The 17,293-nt window shown below is 56.1% G+C and carries 18 protein-coding genes; 6 read left to right on the forward strand and 12 right to left on the reverse strand.

The window, feature by feature from the left end; all coding sequences use genetic code 11:
- Nucleotides 1–46 precede the first annotated feature (46 nt).
- The 3 genes from IFU29_RS19835 to bhsA form a co-directional block, all read right to left on the reverse strand.
- Complete coding sequence (locus IFU29_RS19835) at nucleotides 47–1,351, reverse strand: NAD(P)/FAD-dependent oxidoreductase (protein ID WP_191935426.1); 1,305 nt, start codon at nucleotides 1,349–1,351, stop codon at nucleotides 47–49.
- Between the two features lie 155 nt (nucleotides 1,352–1,506).
- A complete protein-coding gene (locus IFU29_RS19840) occupies nucleotides 1,507–1,764 on the reverse strand; it encodes a hypothetical protein (protein ID WP_191935427.1) in 258 nt (85 codons plus the stop codon).
- Nucleotides 1,765–1,798: 34 nt separating this feature from the next.
- Nucleotides 1,799–2,056 (reverse strand): multiple stress resistance protein BhsA, encoded by a 258-nt coding sequence (gene bhsA, locus IFU29_RS19845; RefSeq protein ID WP_062748813.1) that lies wholly within the window; start codon nucleotides 2,054–2,056, stop codon nucleotides 1,799–1,801.
- Between the two features lie 281 nt (nucleotides 2,057–2,337).
- Between bhsA and IFU29_RS19850 the strand changes: the two genes are divergently transcribed.
- Entirely contained in the window at nucleotides 2,338–2,979 is a 642-nt protein-coding gene (locus IFU29_RS19850) for a TetR/AcrR family transcriptional regulator (protein ID WP_191935428.1), read from the forward strand.
- Between the two features lie 134 nt (nucleotides 2,980–3,113).
- Here IFU29_RS19850 and IFU29_RS19855 read toward each other — a convergent pair whose 3' ends face one another.
- Genes IFU29_RS19855 through IFU29_RS19865 form a run of 3 tightly spaced genes read right to left on the reverse strand, consistent with a single transcriptional unit; the run spans nucleotide 3,114 to nucleotide 5,629 of the window.
- The gene (locus tag IFU29_RS19855; RefSeq protein ID WP_062748809.1) at nucleotides 3,114–3,926 is read right to left on the reverse strand and encodes a MetQ/NlpA family ABC transporter substrate-binding protein; all 813 of its coding nucleotides are present in this window, start codon (nucleotides 3,924–3,926) and stop codon (nucleotides 3,114–3,116) included.
- Nucleotides 3,927–3,942: 16 nt separating this feature from the next.
- Complete coding sequence (locus IFU29_RS19860) at nucleotides 3,943–4,611, reverse strand: methionine ABC transporter permease (RefSeq protein ID WP_191935429.1); 669 nt, start codon at nucleotides 4,609–4,611, stop codon at nucleotides 3,943–3,945.
- Nucleotides 4,604–5,629, reverse strand: a complete 1,026-nt coding sequence (locus IFU29_RS19865) for a methionine ABC transporter ATP-binding protein (protein ID WP_191935430.1) — start codon at nucleotides 5,627–5,629, stop codon at nucleotides 4,604–4,606. The genes IFU29_RS19860 and IFU29_RS19865 overlap by 8 nt, the downstream gene beginning before the upstream one ends.
- A gap of 229 nt (nucleotides 5,630–5,858) precedes the next feature.
- Here IFU29_RS19865 and IFU29_RS19870 point away from each other — a divergent pair, with 229 nt between their 5' ends.
- Nucleotides 5,859–6,521, forward strand: coding sequence for a DUF1345 domain-containing protein (locus tag IFU29_RS19870; protein ID WP_191935431.1), 663 nt, complete (start codon nucleotides 5,859–5,861; stop codon nucleotides 6,519–6,521).
- Nucleotides 6,522–6,578: 57 nt separating this feature from the next.
- Here IFU29_RS19870 and IFU29_RS19875 read toward each other — a convergent pair whose 3' ends face one another.
- The 5 genes from IFU29_RS19875 to IFU29_RS19895 are packed head-to-tail and all read right to left on the reverse strand — an operon-like array spanning nucleotide 6,579 to nucleotide 11,823.
- A complete protein-coding gene (locus IFU29_RS19875) occupies nucleotides 6,579–7,340 on the reverse strand; it encodes an amino acid ABC transporter ATP-binding protein (protein WP_062748801.1) in 762 nt (253 codons plus the stop codon).
- The gene (locus IFU29_RS19880; RefSeq protein WP_191935432.1) at nucleotides 7,337–8,239 is read right to left on the reverse strand and encodes an amino acid ABC transporter permease; all 903 of its coding nucleotides are present in this window, start codon (nucleotides 8,237–8,239) and stop codon (nucleotides 7,337–7,339) included. Before IFU29_RS19880 ends, IFU29_RS19875 begins: the two co-directional genes overlap by 4 nt.
- Nucleotides 8,236–9,132, reverse strand: a complete 897-nt coding sequence (locus IFU29_RS19885) for an ABC transporter substrate-binding protein (protein WP_191935433.1) — start codon at nucleotides 9,130–9,132, stop codon at nucleotides 8,236–8,238. Before IFU29_RS19885 ends, IFU29_RS19880 begins: the two co-directional genes overlap by 4 nt.
- Nucleotides 9,133–9,135: 3 nt before the next feature.
- Complete coding sequence (locus tag IFU29_RS19890; protein WP_191935434.1) at nucleotides 9,136–10,485, reverse strand: LLM class flavin-dependent oxidoreductase; 1,350 nt, start codon at nucleotides 10,483–10,485, stop codon at nucleotides 9,136–9,138.
- A 15-nt stretch (nucleotides 10,486–10,500) separates the two neighbouring features.
- On the reverse strand, nucleotides 10,501–11,823 hold the full coding sequence (locus IFU29_RS19895; protein ID WP_191935435.1) for an MmgE/PrpD family protein: 1,323 nt from the start codon (nucleotides 11,821–11,823) through the stop codon (nucleotides 10,501–10,503).
- A 288-nt stretch (nucleotides 11,824–12,111) separates the two neighbouring features.
- On the opposite strand from IFU29_RS19895, the gene msrA reads away from it, so the two are divergent.
- The gene (gene msrA / locus IFU29_RS19900; RefSeq protein ID WP_191935436.1) at nucleotides 12,112–12,648 is read left to right on the forward strand and encodes a peptide-methionine (S)-S-oxide reductase MsrA; all 537 of its coding nucleotides are present in this window, start codon (nucleotides 12,112–12,114) and stop codon (nucleotides 12,646–12,648) included.
- On the opposite strand, the gene IFU29_RS19905 is transcribed toward msrA, so the two are convergent.
- Entirely contained in the window at nucleotides 12,645–14,018 is a 1,374-nt protein-coding gene (locus IFU29_RS19905; protein WP_191935437.1) for an MFS transporter, read from the reverse strand. The genes msrA and IFU29_RS19905 overlap by 4 nt on opposite strands.
- Nucleotides 14,019–14,129: 111 nt before the next feature.
- Here IFU29_RS19905 and IFU29_RS19910 point away from each other — a divergent pair, with 111 nt between their 5' ends.
- From IFU29_RS19910 to IFU29_RS19920, 3 genes are all read left to right on the forward strand, one after another.
- Nucleotides 14,130–15,029 (forward strand): LysR substrate-binding domain-containing protein, encoded by a 900-nt coding sequence (locus IFU29_RS19910; protein WP_191935438.1) that lies wholly within the window; start codon nucleotides 14,130–14,132, stop codon nucleotides 15,027–15,029.
- A 788-nt stretch (nucleotides 15,030–15,817) separates the two neighbouring features.
- Nucleotides 15,818–16,444 (forward strand): ParA family partition ATPase, encoded by a 627-nt coding sequence (parA, locus tag IFU29_RS19915; protein ID WP_191935439.1) that lies wholly within the window; start codon nucleotides 15,818–15,820, stop codon nucleotides 16,442–16,444.
- Nucleotides 16,441–16,653: a plasmid partition protein ParG gene (locus tag IFU29_RS19920; RefSeq protein WP_191935440.1), complete on the forward strand. Its 213-nt coding sequence runs from the start codon at nucleotides 16,441–16,443 to the stop codon at nucleotides 16,651–16,653. Before parA ends, IFU29_RS19920 begins: the two co-directional genes overlap by 4 nt.
- Nucleotides 16,654–17,293: the final 640 nt, after the last annotated feature.

Genomic DNA, 17,293 nt, shown 5'->3' on the forward strand with positions numbered 1-17,293 from the left:
GACAATTTGCACCCGCGCGGGCAGGACGGTTTACGCTTTAATGCGGTCACGTCTGACGTCCACTGAAGAAACCCGCAGCCTGATGGAATAACTTTCCGGCGGTCATCAGCACCGGACGAAGGGCGTCACGACCATAAATCGTGGCATGGGGTATACGGCTCATCAGGTCATAACGCGCAGAGCCCTCGGTCATTCCTTCGGCTAACACTTTGCAGATGATGTGCGAGGGCGTGACGCCGAACCCCGAGTACCCCTGAACATAGAAGACGTTGTTATGCTGACGCAGGGTGCCAATCTGCGGAAAGAGGTTAGCGCTGCAGGCCATCGGTCCACCCCAGACAAAATCTGTTCTGACATCGTGGAGATAGGGAAAAATCTGCAGCAGCAGCGTGCGGTTCCAGGCGGCAAAATCACGGGGAGTATATTCAACAAAACGCGTGGCGCTGCCGAACAGCAGGCGGTTTTCTGCCGTGATACGGTAATAGTTGATGACCGGGCGGATATCGCTAAAGGCACCGCGCATCGGGCTGATGCGTTCAATCAGCGCCTCTGACAGGGGGGCGGTGGCCATCTGATAGGAGTAAGTCACCAGCGTTTTACGGTCCAGCTCAGGCTCAAGCTGGTTGAGAAAACTGTCGCATGCCCACAAAAGTTTGTGAGCACTGACCGTCCCGGTGGCGGTGCGAACCCTGACGCGCGGACCGTAGGCGACCTCCACGGCCGGTGAGTTTTCGTAGATCTGCACGCCAAGCCCGGCGGCGGCAGAGGCCGACCCCAGCAGCATGTTCAGCGCATGGATCTGGCCTCCCCCCATATGCTTCAGTGCGCAGGTGTAACATGAGGAGCCCACCACGTTATGCACGTCAGCCCCGGTAAAGAGTTCAGTCTCAACCTCTGGCGTCACGCGTTTAAACGCCTTTTGCCACAGTCGGAGCGCCTTTTCCTGGCGGGCGTTATAGGCCAGATAGGCATAGCCCGGGATAAAGTCGGCATCAATCTGGTAGCGGGCTATGCGCTCACGGATAATGTCAGCGCCGAGGTTCGCCATGCTGAACAGCGTAGCCATGCCTTCCCGGCCCACGTACTTTTGCACCGCGCCGATGTCATGCCCTATGCCGGGCATGACCTGCCCACCGTTGCGGCCGGATCCCCCGTAGCCGAGATGGCGGGCTTCCAGTACCGCAACACGGGTGATCCCTTTCTCGGCCAGTTCCAGTGCCGTATTTATCCCCGAAAAGCCCCCGCCGATAATCACCACATCAACGTCAAGATCGTCCCTGAGCGGCGCAAAGTGCAGGTCATACTTTTTTGTCGCCGTGTAATAGTTCAGCGCATCGATTCTGATATCCATCCCCGCCCCTGCTGTCCTGCCTGTCGTTTGATGACATCACACCATCAGACAGCAGGCAGGTGTATCGTTCGAAAGGACGACTGGAGGGAAAAGCCCGGCGGATGAGAGGTAAAAAAAAACCGCCGGATCAGCGGCGGTTTTTTTTTATAAGGCGATCAGTGATAGCTGATGGTCGTACCATACAGGCTGGCACCGCCTGACACACGGGCCAGGGCTATCGGTCTGGACGCCGTTGCGGCAGGGGTTCCCGAGAGCTGGACGTCCAGCGAAACCAGCGTGGTGCTGCCGGTAACATAGCTGGTGGCCACTGACGGTTGAACCGTATTCGTATGCCCTTCGGGAAGTGCTGCCAGGCTGGCACCCGACAGGGTGCCCAGGATGACGGCAACAAGGGCGGTGTGGATCACATTCATTGCTCCCCCCTGATGCAGATGTTTGTCATCGCTATTACTGGTAAATCACTGCGGTGCCGTTCAGTTTATTGTCACCCACGGCAGAGGTGATACGGAAAGATTTAGCACCCGCCTGATCGGCTTTGGCAGACAGTTTGGATTCCAGTGCAGAAAGGTTCGAAGCCCCGCTAACTGAAATCACCCCTACCTGCTGCTGTTGCGCAGGCTCTGCGCTGACCAGGTCAGCCGCAAAACCGGCGAAAGAAACAGAAGTCAGAGCGATAGCGGCCAGGGTCATTTTGATGGTTTTCATGATGTTTACTCTCAGTTGAATTCGGTGGTTTAATGTTGCCGTCGTTATTAATTAACGATCGATAGGTAAATGTTAATCCTGTTATTGATTCGCGTCAACAATGATTTATTAATGATCGATAATTTATTAATTAACACCTTGAATTTGTTTCAAATAAAGTTATATTTTTTCTTCACAGCCCAGGTTAACAACGCCTCAAATCGCCGCTCGACAGCGCGGGTTATTGTTTTTATACTGATTGATAACTTAATAACCGGGCGGGATTGCGTAAGTGAGGAAAGATGAATACTGAGCAGGACGCAGGTACACGTAAAGGCCGGGGCCGGCCTAAAACTTTTGACCGGGATGCCGCGCTGGATAAAGCGCTGGAGCTGTTCTGGCGTCATGGCTATGAAGGCACTTCGCTGTCAGACCTGGTGGAAGCGACCGGGGCCAAAGCACCGACGCTATACGCAGAATTTACCAATAAAGAAGGGATGTTCCGCGCGGCTGTCGATCGCTACACGGAAAAATTCGCCAGCCGAAGTGAAGCCGCACTGGCGTGCCCGGAAACCGGCGTCGCGGGCGGAATAGAGAAGTACTTCCGCTCAACCGCCGCCTGTTTCACCGACGGAAAAAAACCGGGGGGGTGCTTCTTTATCTGTACTTCCAGCACGCTGTCCGCCGACTCTGCGGAAGTCGCCGAAATGCTGCGTAATCGTCACAGCAATCAGGAACAGCATCTGCTGACGTTTCTGCAGACCCGGCAGGCCGCCGGGGAACTTGACGCCCGTACTGACGTTGCAGGCCTGGCGGCCTATCTCTGCTGCCTGCTGCAGGGCATGTCCGTGCGCGCCCGGGAAGGGGCAACACATGCCGAACTGGATGCGTTGATTGATACGCTGATGTTGCAGTGGCCGGTGCTCAGCAAGCTGGGCATCTGAACAGCGGAAGGAATATTCGCGGGCAACGCTGACTGACGAACACCGGCCCGCCCGTCAGGCGCTGGGGTGCCAGGATCTGCCAGCAATGCGTCATACGCGGAGGTAAAAAAGGCCGGTTTCCCGGCCTGCGATGGTCAGTTATTGACCGGGATCACCGCGCCTTTGTATTTGGTGCGGATCCAGTCCTGAATCGCTTTGGAATGCAGCACGGTAACCAGCGCTTTCACATCCGGTTTGTTTTCGTCTCCCCGGTGAACGGTGATAATATTGGCATACGGATTATTCTCACCGCTCTCGACGGCAATCGGACCTTTTACCGGGTCAAGACCTGCATCAATCGCATAGTTCGCGTTGATCACCACGGCATCACCTTCATCATTGTTATACATCTGCGGCAGCAGTGCGCCTTCAACGTTGGCAAGGAATTTCAGATGCTTCGGGTTCTCAACGATGTCGCTGATACGTGCATCCACTTTGCTGACGCCCGGCTTCAGTGTGATCACGCCCTCTTTTTCAAAGATAGACAAAATACGCCCCTCTTCAGCCACCGCGTCACGCATGATCACCTTGCCATTCTGCGGCAGGTCTTTCAGGGATTTATACTTCTTCGAATAAATACCAATCGGCTCAATATGGATCGCCCCTGCACTGACGAAATCGTAAGTTTTATCCCCGGCGTGATCTTTCAGCACGCTGTTAAGGTAAGGAATATGCTGGAAATAGTTGGCATCGATATCCCGACTGGCCAGCGCAGTATTGGGCAGGATATAGTCCTGGAACGGTTTGATTTCCAGATCGATACCCTGCTTCGCCAGGATGGGCTTCGCCTGTTCCAGAATTTCAGCGTGCGGGACGTTGGACGCGCCCACCGTTAGCGTATCCGCCCATGCGCTCAGACTCAGCGCACCCAGAGTAGCCGCAGCCAGCAGCGTCAGTGTTTTTTTCATTTTATTTTCCTAAGAATTAACGTTTGTCGAGCCGTGTCGTGAGCACATCACCTAAGAACTGGATGATAAAAACAATCACCAGAATCATTACCGTCGCCACCAGCGTTACATCCCCGTGGTTACGTTGAAAACCTTCCAGATACGCCAGATTGCCGAGCCCGCCGGCACCGATCACGCCAGCCATCGCGCTGTAGCTGACCAGTGCTATCAGCGTCACCGTGATCCCCGATACCAGCGCCGGAGAGGATTCCGGCAGCAGCACGCGAAAAATCAGGGTGCTGAGGCGGGCCCCCATGGAGCGGGACGCTTCGATGACCCCTTTATCAACTTCGCGCAGGCCAATTTCCACCAGCCGGGCGTAGAACGGCGCGGCCCCGACGATCAGTGCAGGCAGGGCCGCATCCGCCCCGAGAATGGTGCCGATCAGCGTTTTGGTGAACGGGATCAGCAGTACGATTAAAATGATGAACGGAATGGAGCGAAACACGTTTACCAGCACGGAAATCACCGCGTAAATGGCCCGGTTCTGGAACAGCCCGCCGCGGGCGGTCAGGAACAGTGCCAGTCCGAGCACGATGCCCAGCACGAAGGTCGCCACGCCCGACAGCGCGGTCATATACAGCGTTTCACCGGTGGCAGCCCAGAGCTGATCCAGTTTCAGGTGCGGGAACAGGTTCTCAAGCATGGCTGACGACCTCGGTGGTAACAGAATGAGCATGTAAATCTTGCAGAATACCGTCCAGCTGGGCCGGCGAAGCCGGAACCTGCAGCCACAGCTCACCAAAGGCCCCCTGAGGGGTCTGATTCATCTTTCCATGCAGGATATTGAACGGTAAAGCGTACTTCAGCGTGAGCTCACCGACGACCGGCTGTCGGGTGCTTTTACCGATAAAGGTCAGCTTCAGCACCACCCCGTCATCCGCGTCGATCAGCGCCAGATTAAACGGCGTCTCTGCGTGACTGTATTCAGTGGTTTGTTTGACAAACGTACGGGTGATCGCCTGCTGTGGATGGGTGAATACCGACAGCACGTCGCCCTCTTCCACGATTTTACCGTCCTCCATGACCGCCACGTGATGGCAGATTTTACGCACCACGTGCATTTCATGAGTGATCAGCACAATCGTCAACCCGAGCTGGCGATTAATATCCAGCAGAAGGTCAAGGATGGCATCGGTAGTCTGTGGGTCGAGCGCTGACGTGGCTTCATCGCAGAGCAGCACATCCGGACTGTTGGCCAGGGCACGCGCAATGCCGACACGCTGTTTCTGCCCACCGCTCAGTTGGGCCGGATAAACCTGCTCCTTTCCGGTCAGCCCCACCAGCGCGATTAAATCCTGTACCCGACGCTGGATTTCCGCTTTCGGGGCGCCGGCAATCTGCAGAGAAAAAGCGATATTCTCACTGACGGTGCGCGACCACAGCAGGTTGAAATGCTGGAATACCATACTGATTTTCAGACGCGCCTGACGCAGGGCTTCTCCGCTGGCCTGGGCAATGTCCTGCCCGGCAACCACCACGCTGCCGGAGGTGGGTTTTTCCAGCCCGTTCAGCAGGCGGATCAGCGTACTCTTTCCCGCCCCGCTGTAACCGATAATGCCGTAAATCTGCCCCTGCTCCACCCGCAGACTGACGTTATCAACGGCGGTCACCGGGCCTGATTTGGCGTTAAAAATTTTAGAAACGTTGCGCAAAACTATCATCTGATGCCTGTTTTCTGCCGGTTTATCAGCCAACGCCGCTGATTAATTAAACTGATTATTTTTCATAGATTATTGGTAGCACTAATTGCCAAACGATAGTAATCAGACCGGGAATTATTGGAAACGACTGAAACGCGATGGTTTATAACCAAATGGAATATCGCGTATTTTCCGACAGCAGCGTCTACAGTTAAGCTATCGAAATTGCTTTCTATAAGCCCCTGCCATCATGCGTATTTTGTACAACGTACACCTTCGTTCCCGTCTGCGTCTGCTGATGTCGGTGTTCGCCAGCATGGTCTGCTTTTTTGCCCTGCCCGAACAACTGGGTTTGCTGCAGCGGATGCTGATCGGCTGGAACGTGCTGGCCATGCTGTATCTGTTTTTCCTGTGGTTTCTGATGTTGCGCACGGTGCCGAAAGATATCCCTCACCTTGCCCGCTCCCAGGACGAGAGCGCTTCGCTGGTACTGAGCATGGTCTCCCTCGGCTGCCTGGTCAGCGTTATGGCCATTCTGCTGGAGCTTGGCACGCTGAAGCATCTGAGCGGAACCCCGCGTACACTGCATATGCTGCTCACCGCCAGCACGCTGATGGTGTCATGGGCGCTGCTGCCCACCTCGTTTGCCATGCATTATGCGCACCACCACTATCTGCACCGGACCCGGGAGGTGACGCCGATGATGTTCCCGGATAAACCCGACGCGCCCGGTTACTGGGATTTTCTCTATTTTTCTTTCACCGTCGCCGTGGCGGCACAAACGGCCGATGTGGCGACCGGCACCACCGATATGCGTCAGATTGTTCTGCTGCAGTCGGTGATTTCCTTTGTGTTTAATCTGGCGATTCTGGGGCTGTCGGTTAACGTTGGGGCGGGATTATTGAGTGGGTGAGAAGGCATGTCGACGAGTGATATTACTGAGCCTGCCCCGGAGGCAGGCTCAGTTGCCTTAAAGCACGCTGGCCAGAAATTCACGCAGGCGCGGGTGCTGAGGATTGTCCAGCAGCGTGCGGGCATCACCGCTCTCTACCACCTGCCCGTTATCCATAAATACGATGTTGTCGGCCACCTCGCGGGCAAAGCCAATTTCATGCGTCACCACCACCATGGTGATGCCCGAATGCGCCAGCTGTTTCATCACCTGGAGTACCTCTCCCACCAGTTCTGGATCCAGCGCGGAGGTCGGTTCATCAAACAGCATCACTTCCGGCTCCATCGCCAGCGCGCGGGCTATCGCCACACGCTGCTGCTGACCGCCCGATAACTCACGCGGCCAGGCCTGCGCACGATGCGCCAGCCCGACCTGCTCCAGGAGTTTCAGCGCACGCGCCTCCACGACCGCGCGTTTTTCCCGGCGAATACGCAGCGGAGCATCGGTGATATTTTGCAGCACCGTCCGGTGTGGAAACAGGTTGAACTGCTGGAAGACCATGCCAATCCGCTGGCGCTGTTCGGCGACGCTCTTTTCCGGTAGCTCGACCAGATGCTGCCCTTTACGCCGGTAGCCCACCAGCGACTTGCCGACGTGAATGGTTCCGGCATCCAGTTTTTCCAGATGGTTAATGCAGCGCAGCAGCGTGGATTTTCCCGATCCGGAAGGACCGAGGATCACCGTCACAGACCCGGCGGCAATATCCATATTGATATCCTGCAACACCGTGCGGCCAGAGAACTGCTTGTGAATACCGCGCAGGCTGATCGCCTCACTCATGACTGATGCTCCTGTTGTTCAACTGCCCGGCGGAACCAGCGTTTTTTTACCGGCGTATTGCCACGGCTGAACCACACTTCCACATAGTGCTGACCCACTGACAGTACGGAAGTCATCAGCAAATACCAGGCCGTGGCCACCAGCAGCAGCGGGATCACCTCATAGGTGCGCTGATAAATAATCTGTGCGGAATAAAGCACATCCTGCAGGGCGATCACCGAGACAACGGCGGTGGTTTTCAATTGACCGATCACCTCATTCCCGGCGGGCGGCAAGATGGTACGCATTGCCTGTGGCAGCACAGTCTGGCGGAAAATCTGGCCCGGACGATAGCCCAGCGCTTTAGCCGCTTCCAGCTGCCCCGGATTAACACTCTGGATCCCGGCGCGGATGATTTCGGCTGCATACGCCGACTGGTGCATGACCAGCGCAATCACCGCCGCACTGAACGGGCTGATGATTTCATTAGTGCTGGCGCTCCATATTTCCCCCAGATACGGCAGGAAAAACGATAGCTTAGGATACAGCGCCGCAATGTTGTACCAGAGGAACAGCTGCACCAGCATCGGCACCGCACGGAAGAACCAGGTATAAGCCCAGCTTACCCCCACCAGCACCGGGTTGGCGGACAGGCGCATCAACGCCAGCAGCGTTCCACCGGCAAAGCCCAGCAGAACGGAGATGGCCGTCAATTTAAGGGTCATGATCACGCCATTCAGGATCGAGGCTTCCGTCAGGTTCTGCGCCACCACATCCCACTCGAAGCGCGGATTGCTGACTACAGACGATCCCATCAGTACCACCAGCAGCAGCACAATCAGGGCGCTGAACCAGCGCCCGTAGTGACGGTGTCCGACGATACGCAGCCCGGCGCTGGGGTCGTCAGGTCTGACACTCATTTCGCGATCTCTTCATTCAGACCGGCGGTTTTCACCGCACCAAAGCCGATCTCCCACTTGTCGAGGATCTGCTGGTACGTTCCGTCTTTGATCAGCGAGTTCAGGGCAGCCTGTACCGGTTTTTCCAGCGGCGACCCTTTCGGCAGCGCAAGTGAAACAATGGTATCTTCAATGGTGATTTCGCCAGCCAGCGTCAGCGCTTTGACCTGGCTGGCCTGATAGCGCAGGCCTTCATACGGGCCAAAGAACATTGGTACGCGACCGCTCATGACGGCCTGAACTCCCGCCGGACGATCCGGAAACACCGGGATAGTAATGGCCGGTTTTTTCGCCGCGACACAGGCATCGCTGGCCGTTTGCAGACGGGTGATCTGCGAGGTGCCCGCCCCGGCCCCTACCGTTTTTCCGCAGAGTTCATCAAAAGTGTTATACGGCCCCAGCCCGGCATCCTTTCGGGCAATCAGCGCCAGCTTTGACGCATTGTAATAGCCGACAAAATCCACCTGCTGCAGGCGTTTCTTATTGGCATCGATATTCGACGCTGCCAGATCGTACCGGCCGGATTTCAGGCCAGGAATGATGTTGTCAAAGCCACCGGTATCCCGCCAGTGCACCGCAATACCCAGACGGTCGGCTACGGCGCTGACGATATCAATTTCACGTCCGGCCAGGGTCTTGTTATCCGCCTGATAGAAGGTGGTCGGCGGCGTGTTGGGGTTAGTTCCCGCCACGATATAGCCTTTTTTCAGGATCTCAGCGGGCAGCGTGGCGTGCAGCGTCGCATCCTCTTTGGCTTTAACGCTGCTGGTAAACGCCACGTCCCGATCGGCCGCCAGGGCTGACGACAGCGGTACCAGAGCCAGAAGAACGGCGGTCAGGGCAGAGAATTTCATCGTTTATTCCTTATCAGTCGCCAGTGCAGGGACGGCGGCAAAATTTTCATCAAACGGCGGCAGGCCAAGGTTTTCACGCAGGGTTGAGTACTGGTATTCAGTACGGAACAGGCCGCGACGCTGTAACTCAGGCACCACCAGCTCAACAAACAGTTCCAGCTGATTAGGCAGGACGGCAGGCATGATATTGAAACCATCGGCCCCGTCCTGCTCCAGCCACTGCTGGAAGTCATCGGCAATCTCTTCGGCCGTGCCGACGACCACGCGATGCCCACGAGAACCGGCGGCTACGGCGGCCAGCTGGCGCAGGGTCAGATTCTCGCGAGCTGCCAGTTCGGTCAGCAGCTTGACGCGGCTCTGCCCGCCTTCGGTACCACCAATTTCCGGTACCGGGCCATCCAGAGGATACGCGGTCATGTCTACACCAAAGCGCGCTGACAGCTGCTCAATGCCGTTGTCGAGGTCCACCAGCTCGTTCAGCTGGTTCCAGGTTTCCTGTGCCTCTGCGCGGCTGCGCCCCACGATCGGCATCACTCCCGGTAGGATCAGCAGATGGTCGGGATGACGCCCGGCTTCACGGACAAACTGTTTCTGGCTGCGGTAAAATGCCTGCCCTTCTTCCAGCGACGCCGCCGCGGTAAACACCACCTCTGCCGTTTCTGCCGCCAGCTTCTGGCCCGCCGGAGAAGAACCAGCTTCAATAATCACCGGACGCCCCTGCGGGGAGCGGGCAATATTGAGCGGGCCCTGGACCTGGAAGTATTTTCCTTTGTGGTTCGCGGCGTGGATTTTTGCTTCGTCAGAGTACCGGCCCGTCTCTTTTTCACGCACGATGGCTCCCTCTTCCCAGCCATTCCACAGCTTGAAGGTGACATCAAGGAATTCTCTCGCCACGTCATAACGCTCCGCATGTGACGGCAGATCTTCACGACTGAAGTTACGCGCAGCATCGGCAGAGAATGAGGTCACCACATTCCACGCGCCGCGGCCGCGACTGATGTGATCGACGGACGATAGCGCGCGCGCCAGATGGAACGGCTGGTCAAAGGTGGTCGATGCCGTCGCGGCCAGACCGATGTGCTGCGTCTGTACGGCCAGCGCCGACAGCAGCGTCAGCGGCTCCAGACGGGACATGGTGGAGGGCAAACGGTGCACGCTGGTGGCCAGCGCATCACCGACGAAGAACATGTCGAACTTCCCCTCCTCGCCTTTTTTGGCGATCCAGGTAAACCAGTCAACGTCGGTTGGCGACCCCTTGGCACCTTCCGCGCGCCAGCCGCCGACATGGTGGCCCAGCGCCTGAACAAACAGACCGAGGCGCAGCTGACGTGACGACGTTTTTTGCACAGACATAAGAGATCCTTTTCGTTATTGGCAAATCAGAAAAATAAGACGGTGCAGTGCGGCTGCGTCGGGCAGACGGGCCTCCGTGAGGAGGGTTTGCGCCTGCGCAGCCGGCAGTGCCGCAAGGCTGCGTTGTAATTTGGCCTGCACATCGGTGAAAGCGGCCGCGGTTTCGCGGCGGGTAACACAGTGGCTCAGGGTTCGGCCATCACTCAGCCACAGCGTGACACAGTGAAAACGGCGATCAGGATCGAGTTCGTCGGCCGGTGCGGTGGGATCCGGCCGGCGGGTGACACGTGACGCCAGCGCCGCAATAGCGGGCTTCACCGGGGCTTCACTGTAATTGTCCAGCGCCACGCCCCCATTGATCAGTGCATCAGCAATGACGTACTCCAGGCTGAAGCGCGCTTCCACTCCATTCTGCGGGGTGACAATATTTGCAGCGGTATCCGCACCCGGCGGGAAACCAACCTCTATGCGTTCGATCACATTCGGGGTTATTTCTTCCCCGGCGGCCAGCAGCTGTTCACGCAGCACGAATGCCGCTTCTGCCGCGCTGTGCGTGCCGCCGCAGGTTGGATAGCGTTTAAACTCCAGGCCGGGCTCCTCAATGCGCCACGGCTGACCCCAGCCGCTCAGCAGCGCCTGCGGCTGAGCGGCGCCAAAGCCCAGCGTCTGCAGAAAGCTGTCCAGTACACCGCTGCGCTGACCACCAAACCCTGCCTGTGCCAGCTGTACGCTGCTGACCGCACTGCGTGCCGCCAGGCCCGCGTGCAGTGGCTTTGCCGCTGAACCAAACTGGCTGCGCAGCCCGGAGGCCTGGGTCGCCGCCAGCCCGAGGGCTACCTGGGTTTCCGCCGTGCTGAGAGCCAGCAGACGACAGGCAGCGCCCGCCGCCGCAACGGTGCCCAGCGTGGCGGTGCTGTGGAAACCGGCAGAATAATGGCGGGTGCCGATGGCTTTCCCCAGCCGGCCTGCCAGCTCGACGCCCACGATGTAAGCATCTAGAAACTGTTCCGGCGTGACTGAGCTCCGATCTTTACTTAACGCCAGCAGTGCGGAGAGCACCACGGTCGTCGGATGACCGCGAAAATCGGTATGATAATCATCAAAATCGAGCGAATGGCTCATATACCCAAGCTGTAAGGCGAGGTTTTCCAGAGAGTGTTCGGCCGGATAAACGCGAAACACCGCATCCAGACCGCTATCGATGACACTGCCGTGCAGCACAGGAAACAGACAGGCGAAATAATCCGTTACGCCGTCACGGGCATAACGCCGCTGTTGCTCGCCGGGATGATGGCTTAAAATATGTTGAGCCAGCCGGGCGGTAAGTGAAATGTTCAAAAGACACCTTTTTTAATAAGGTATTGACAGAAATCAATACGTTATAAATTACCGCCATTTTCTTCCCTAAGAACGCCGACAGCCAATAACCAACGGTTATAGTTCATACCGAAATAAACTAAGAAAAAAGGTAGACGCCGATCTCTTTTATCAGCCTGCCGTACCGGACAGACAGGAAGTATGGACGGAGGGTGAAGATGAAAAACGCATTGACGTCCCACCGTAACGCGCTAAGGTTAATCTCACATTCTTAGTCAAACAGCAGACCTACCCCTGAAGGAGTGACAAATGTCGACAGAATACGCAACCCTCGCCGGAGGCTGCTTCTGGTGTACTGAAGCCGTGTTCAAACAGATCAACGGCGTGCAGTCACTGGAAAGTGGTTATATTGGCGGCCATACGGAAAACCCGACCTATAAGCAGGTGTGCAACGGGGATACCGGGCACGCGGAAGCGATCCGCATCGGCTTTGATCCTGACGTTATCAGCTACGGCGATCTGCTGGATATCAGTTTCGCCACGCACGATCCCACTCAGCTTAACCGCCAGGGGAATGATATTGGCACGCAGTACCGTTCTGCTATTTTCCCTGCCTGCCCTGAGCAGGAGGCTGAAGCACAGGCGGCCATTGCACGTGCTCAGGCTGAACATACCGATCCGGTGGTAACCACCATCGAAGCCGATGGCACCTGGTATCCGGCTGAAGATTATCACCAGGACTACTGGGCCGGAGAAGGACAGGAAAACCGTTACTGCCTGGCCGTAATCCCCCCCAAGCTGCAGAAACTGCGTAAGCGCTTTGCCGCGAAGACCGTCACGGGCTAGTTATCCTCCCGCGCCAGCTGTCTCCGGCTGGCGCGGCGTACCGAATAGAGCGCCACCGCCCCTCCCACGCACGACAGCAACACCAGCAGCCACATCACCCACTGATAACCGTAAACCGCTCCACCGGACTGATACATACGGGTTGCCACCGCCAGCCCCAGTGCGCCCCCGAGGTTGTGCAGCGTCCAGGCTATTCCTATCCCCTGCCCGTGCTGAGACTGCGGCAAGGCATCCAACGCCGCCGTCACCGAAGGCCCGAGGATCGCCCCCCATCCTGCCCCCATCATGACCCCGGCCAGCGCGATCCGACTGAGCGAGAGCGTGCTGCCGGACGCGCTCTGTAACAGCGCGGAGCAGGCCAGCAGAAAAAATCCGGCCGTCATCACCCTCCACGGCCCGTACCTGTCACCCAGCCTGCCCGAAAGAGGTGAAATCAGCGCCATCACCAGCGTCACCGGCAGCAGCATCAGTCCCAGCTGCGCATCGCTGAGACCGAAGCGTTCAACCAGACGAAACGGTATCATCATAAAAGCGACACAGTAAAAGATGGCCAGAAGAACCGATAAGGCACAGGCGCGGCAAAAGGCACCAGAACCCAAAACGCTGAAATCAATCAGCGGTTGTACCGTCCGCCGCTCTACGCGCACGAAAACCAGCAGGAACAGGATGGCCGTCCCCAGCGTTGCCAGTGAAACGAAAGCCGACCAGCCCCAGCGCGTTACATAACCCGACCAGACCAGCAGCGGCACCAGACCAGCCACCATCAGCAGCCAGCCGCGATAATCCACGCGCGGGCGGGGTGATGGTGGCGCTGAAGGTATCAGCCCCAGACAGAGCGTAAAACTGAGCAGGATCAGCGGCACGTTGATCAGGAAAATAGATCGCCAGCCGGACACGCTCATCAGCCATCCTCCGGCTACCGGGCCAACAGCCAGCCCCAGTCCATTAGCCGCAAAGAGCAGGCCAAGCGCCCTCCCCCGCCGTTCCCGGGGAACGGCTTCAACCAGTATGGCGGCGGTCACAGTGTACAGTACGGCACACCCTGCGCCCTGCAGTAGACGTAAGAGGTTCAGCATCATCAGCCCCGATGACAGCCCGGCACCCAGCGAGGCCAGGCCAAATACCAGCATGCCGGCATACAGCATCTGACGCTGTCCGAAGCGTTCCGCCAGCCGTGCTGTGAGCACCATGCAGCAGCAAAGTGCCATAACGAATAGCGTCATCGCCCACTGCACGCTGCCGGGGCCCACCGTAAACTGCCTTTGTAAGGCCGGCAGTGCGGTGTTCACGATGGTGAAGTCAATACACCCTAAAAAGCTGGCCAGACAAATGCCGGCCTGCAGTCGGTATAGCGATGACGGGTTTGTCATGTTGCAGGGCTCCTTAAATCGGGATGGCTCCAGCCTGACACGAATTTCTGTCTTCTTTTACGCGATAATTTCGTCATACTGGCGAATCGACATCGTCATTCAGGGGCTGAGATGATCAACAGTGACAGACTCCACAGCATTCGTGCTTTTGTACAGGCGGCCCGGGCGGGCGGATTCAGCCGGGCGGCGGAGCAGCTTGGCCAGTCCCGTTCCACGGTTGGGAAAGCCGTTGCGCGTCTCGAAGCCCGTCTGCAGGTAAAACTGTTTCAGCGCACCACACGTTCGCTGTCTCTGACCAGCGAAGGCTGGCGCTTTTACGAAGACTGCCTGCACATCCTCGCCAGCCTGGATGCCGCAGAAAACCGGCTGGCCCAGCATGCCCGTGAGCCCGCGGGTCGTTTGCGGATCAGCGCCCCTCCCCTCTTCGGTGAAAAATGGGTGTTGCCCGTACTGCTGCCGCTCACTCAACAGTGGGATGCGCTGGCGCTCGACATGCAGTTCTCCACGCAGCGCACCGACCTGGCGGCTGAGGGGATGGATCTGGCCGTTCGTATTGGCGACCCGGGCCAGCATGCCGATCTGACAGCAAGACAGCTGGGCGAGCAGCAGCTCCTGCTCTGTGCCTGCCCTGCCCTGCTGGCCGATCGGCCTTCGCCAGCAGACATCAGCGACCTGGCGGGTTTCCCCCATCTGACGCTGCTGGAACAGGGGCGTACGCAGCCGTGGCTGCTGAAGACAGCGGTGCATACGCTGACTCACTGGCAGCCCGACGACCGGCGGCGTTTTAGCACCATGAGCGCCGTGTATGCCGCCGCTCTTGCAGGGTATGGTATTGCCCAACTGCCCCGCTGGCTGGTCAGTGAAGATCTTCGCACCGGTCACCTGGTCGAGCTGTTGCCGGGATCGCGCGGTCCGGGTCTGCCCGTCTATGTCGTATGGCTGAAAACCCCGGCGATGCCCCGACGGCTTCGCTGTGCTATTGATACCCTGCTTGCTGCCTTTCCCCGCTAAATGAGCCGGGGGATAATGCTATCCGCTTCCCCCCTCCCCTACCGGTAAACCCTACCGATGTCTTTATCTCACACTCACCTCATAATCCTGGGATTCAGGGATTCAGAGATTCAGAGATTCAGGGATTCAGGGATTCAGGGATTCAGGGATTCAGGGATTCAGGGATTCAGGGATTCAGGGATTCAGGGATTCAGGGATTCAGCCAGGTATTATTTACTGCTGACAGGGGTAATCAATAGCAGGCATCTCAGCATCTCAGCATCTCAGCATACTGCAAAGGATACAGGAGGAGAGTGTCAATAAGAAGATTTCAGGATTTCAGGATTTCAGGATTTCAGGATTTCAGGATTTCAGGATTTCAGGATTTCAGGATTTCAGGATAATTTTATCATCCATCTAAACGACAACAAACAGTAATGGTGGGAATCTCAGGATTCAATGATTCAATGATTCAATGATTCAATGATTCAATGATTCAATGATTCAATGATTATGGAATCACCCTTTTCACATTACGTCATGCAGATAAATAGGCATAGCGGTGTGCAAAGAAAAAGGGGATAAGAGAAGGATTCTACAATCCTGAGATTGCATGATTACATGATTACATGATTACATGATTACATGATTACATGATTACATGATTATAAAATCCCGGGATATTGTTTGCAATCGCTGATTACGGTATCTTTGTATCACAGGATGACAGAATCCTGTGATGTAAAAATCCTATAATCCCGGGATTCTGTCATCCCGGGATACCAGCCGGAATCCTGCAGGAGTGCGTCATGGCGACAAAAATCATCTCTTTCCTGAACGGAAAGGGTGGGGTAGGGAAGACCACTACCTCCATCAACATTGCCACCTGCCTTGCCCGAAAGGGGCATAAGGTGGTGATGGTTGATACCGATCCTCAGGGCAGTATCAGTAACTGGTACGATGAAGCAAAGTGCAAATTTGACCTTGCTGAGGCGGCTTCTGAAAAAGAGGTTTATACCGTACGTAAGCAGTTAAAAGAATATGACTATGTGGTGATTGACGGTGCTGCAGCGATTACTGCCATTTCATCTGCTGCAGTGATGGTCAGCGACCTGGTTCTTATCCCGGTCACACCTTCGCCGCTTGATTTCGCCGCCTGTGGTGCCATTCTTGCCGTTGTCGAAGCACGAGAAAATTTGCAGCCGGTGATCGCCCGCTTCCTGATCACTAAAAAAGTGGCGTCAACGCGTATGCTCGAAGTCCTGAAAGACTCTATCCAGGATACGGGTGTACCTGCGCTCAAAACAGCAACAACGCAGCGTCAGGTGTATATCCGCACGATGCTCGATGGCGGAACGGTATTCGATACAACCGACGGGAATGCGAAAGGGGAGATTGAAGTGATGACTAACGAGATCCTGGAGTTACTGGCATGAAAATGAAACTGGGACAACATCGTCAGCTGGCACCCGCACTGGATGCGGTCAGTAAGCCTGTCACTGGCGCAGTAAAAAAACTGCAAACGAATATTGACGAAGAACTTCACCGTCGCTTCAAAACAGCCTGTTTTATGCAGGGTCGCGAAATGAAAGACGTTCTGACAGAGCTCATTGAAGGCTGGCTGCCCGAGAATGAAGCCCGATAGCCTGCGGCCTGGTCAACCTCGGATCCTTCCTGAGCAGTCCGGCACCGTTCTGAAACGCGATCCCGGGGAGGATCCTTTTAAAAAAGAGATCTCATCGTCTTTGTTTTTCTTTTTATTTGTTTAGATCTTTAACTTTAAGGGCTGTTTTTTCTTTTAAGGATCAGCGCCTTACAGAGTAATATGTGGAGTGATTTCCTGCGTCAGGTGGAGTGATTTTCTGTCTGATGTGGAATGATTTCCTGTTAAATGTAGAGTTTTTTTCTGTTGATAACTTTATGATTTATCGAAATATTATTATGTGGAGACATTTTCTGTGGATAACTGTCTTCACGATCCTTTCTGATGCCGTCTTCCTCTCGTCGCTTTCCGCCTGAATGTGGTGTGTCACTCCTGTTGCCGGTCACATTAAAATGACATCGTCACTGTAATATAACCTGTAACGTCTCAGGGGGCACTTGCGATGGGCATATTTTAACGAGTTATACCAATAAGTTACCAGAACATATAATTTATACGTGGAGACATTTTCGGTAAGAAATCTGCCTGCACATTTTTACGTGGAATGATTTCCTGTTGGCGGAAAGGACGCCGCACTGAGCTAATGTGGAGAAATTTTCTGTCAGTACCGGATGATGTGACA

This window comes from Erwinia persicina, assembly GCF_014838825.1.
Lineage (GTDB): Bacteria > Pseudomonadota > Gammaproteobacteria > Enterobacterales > Enterobacteriaceae > Erwinia > Erwinia persicina_A.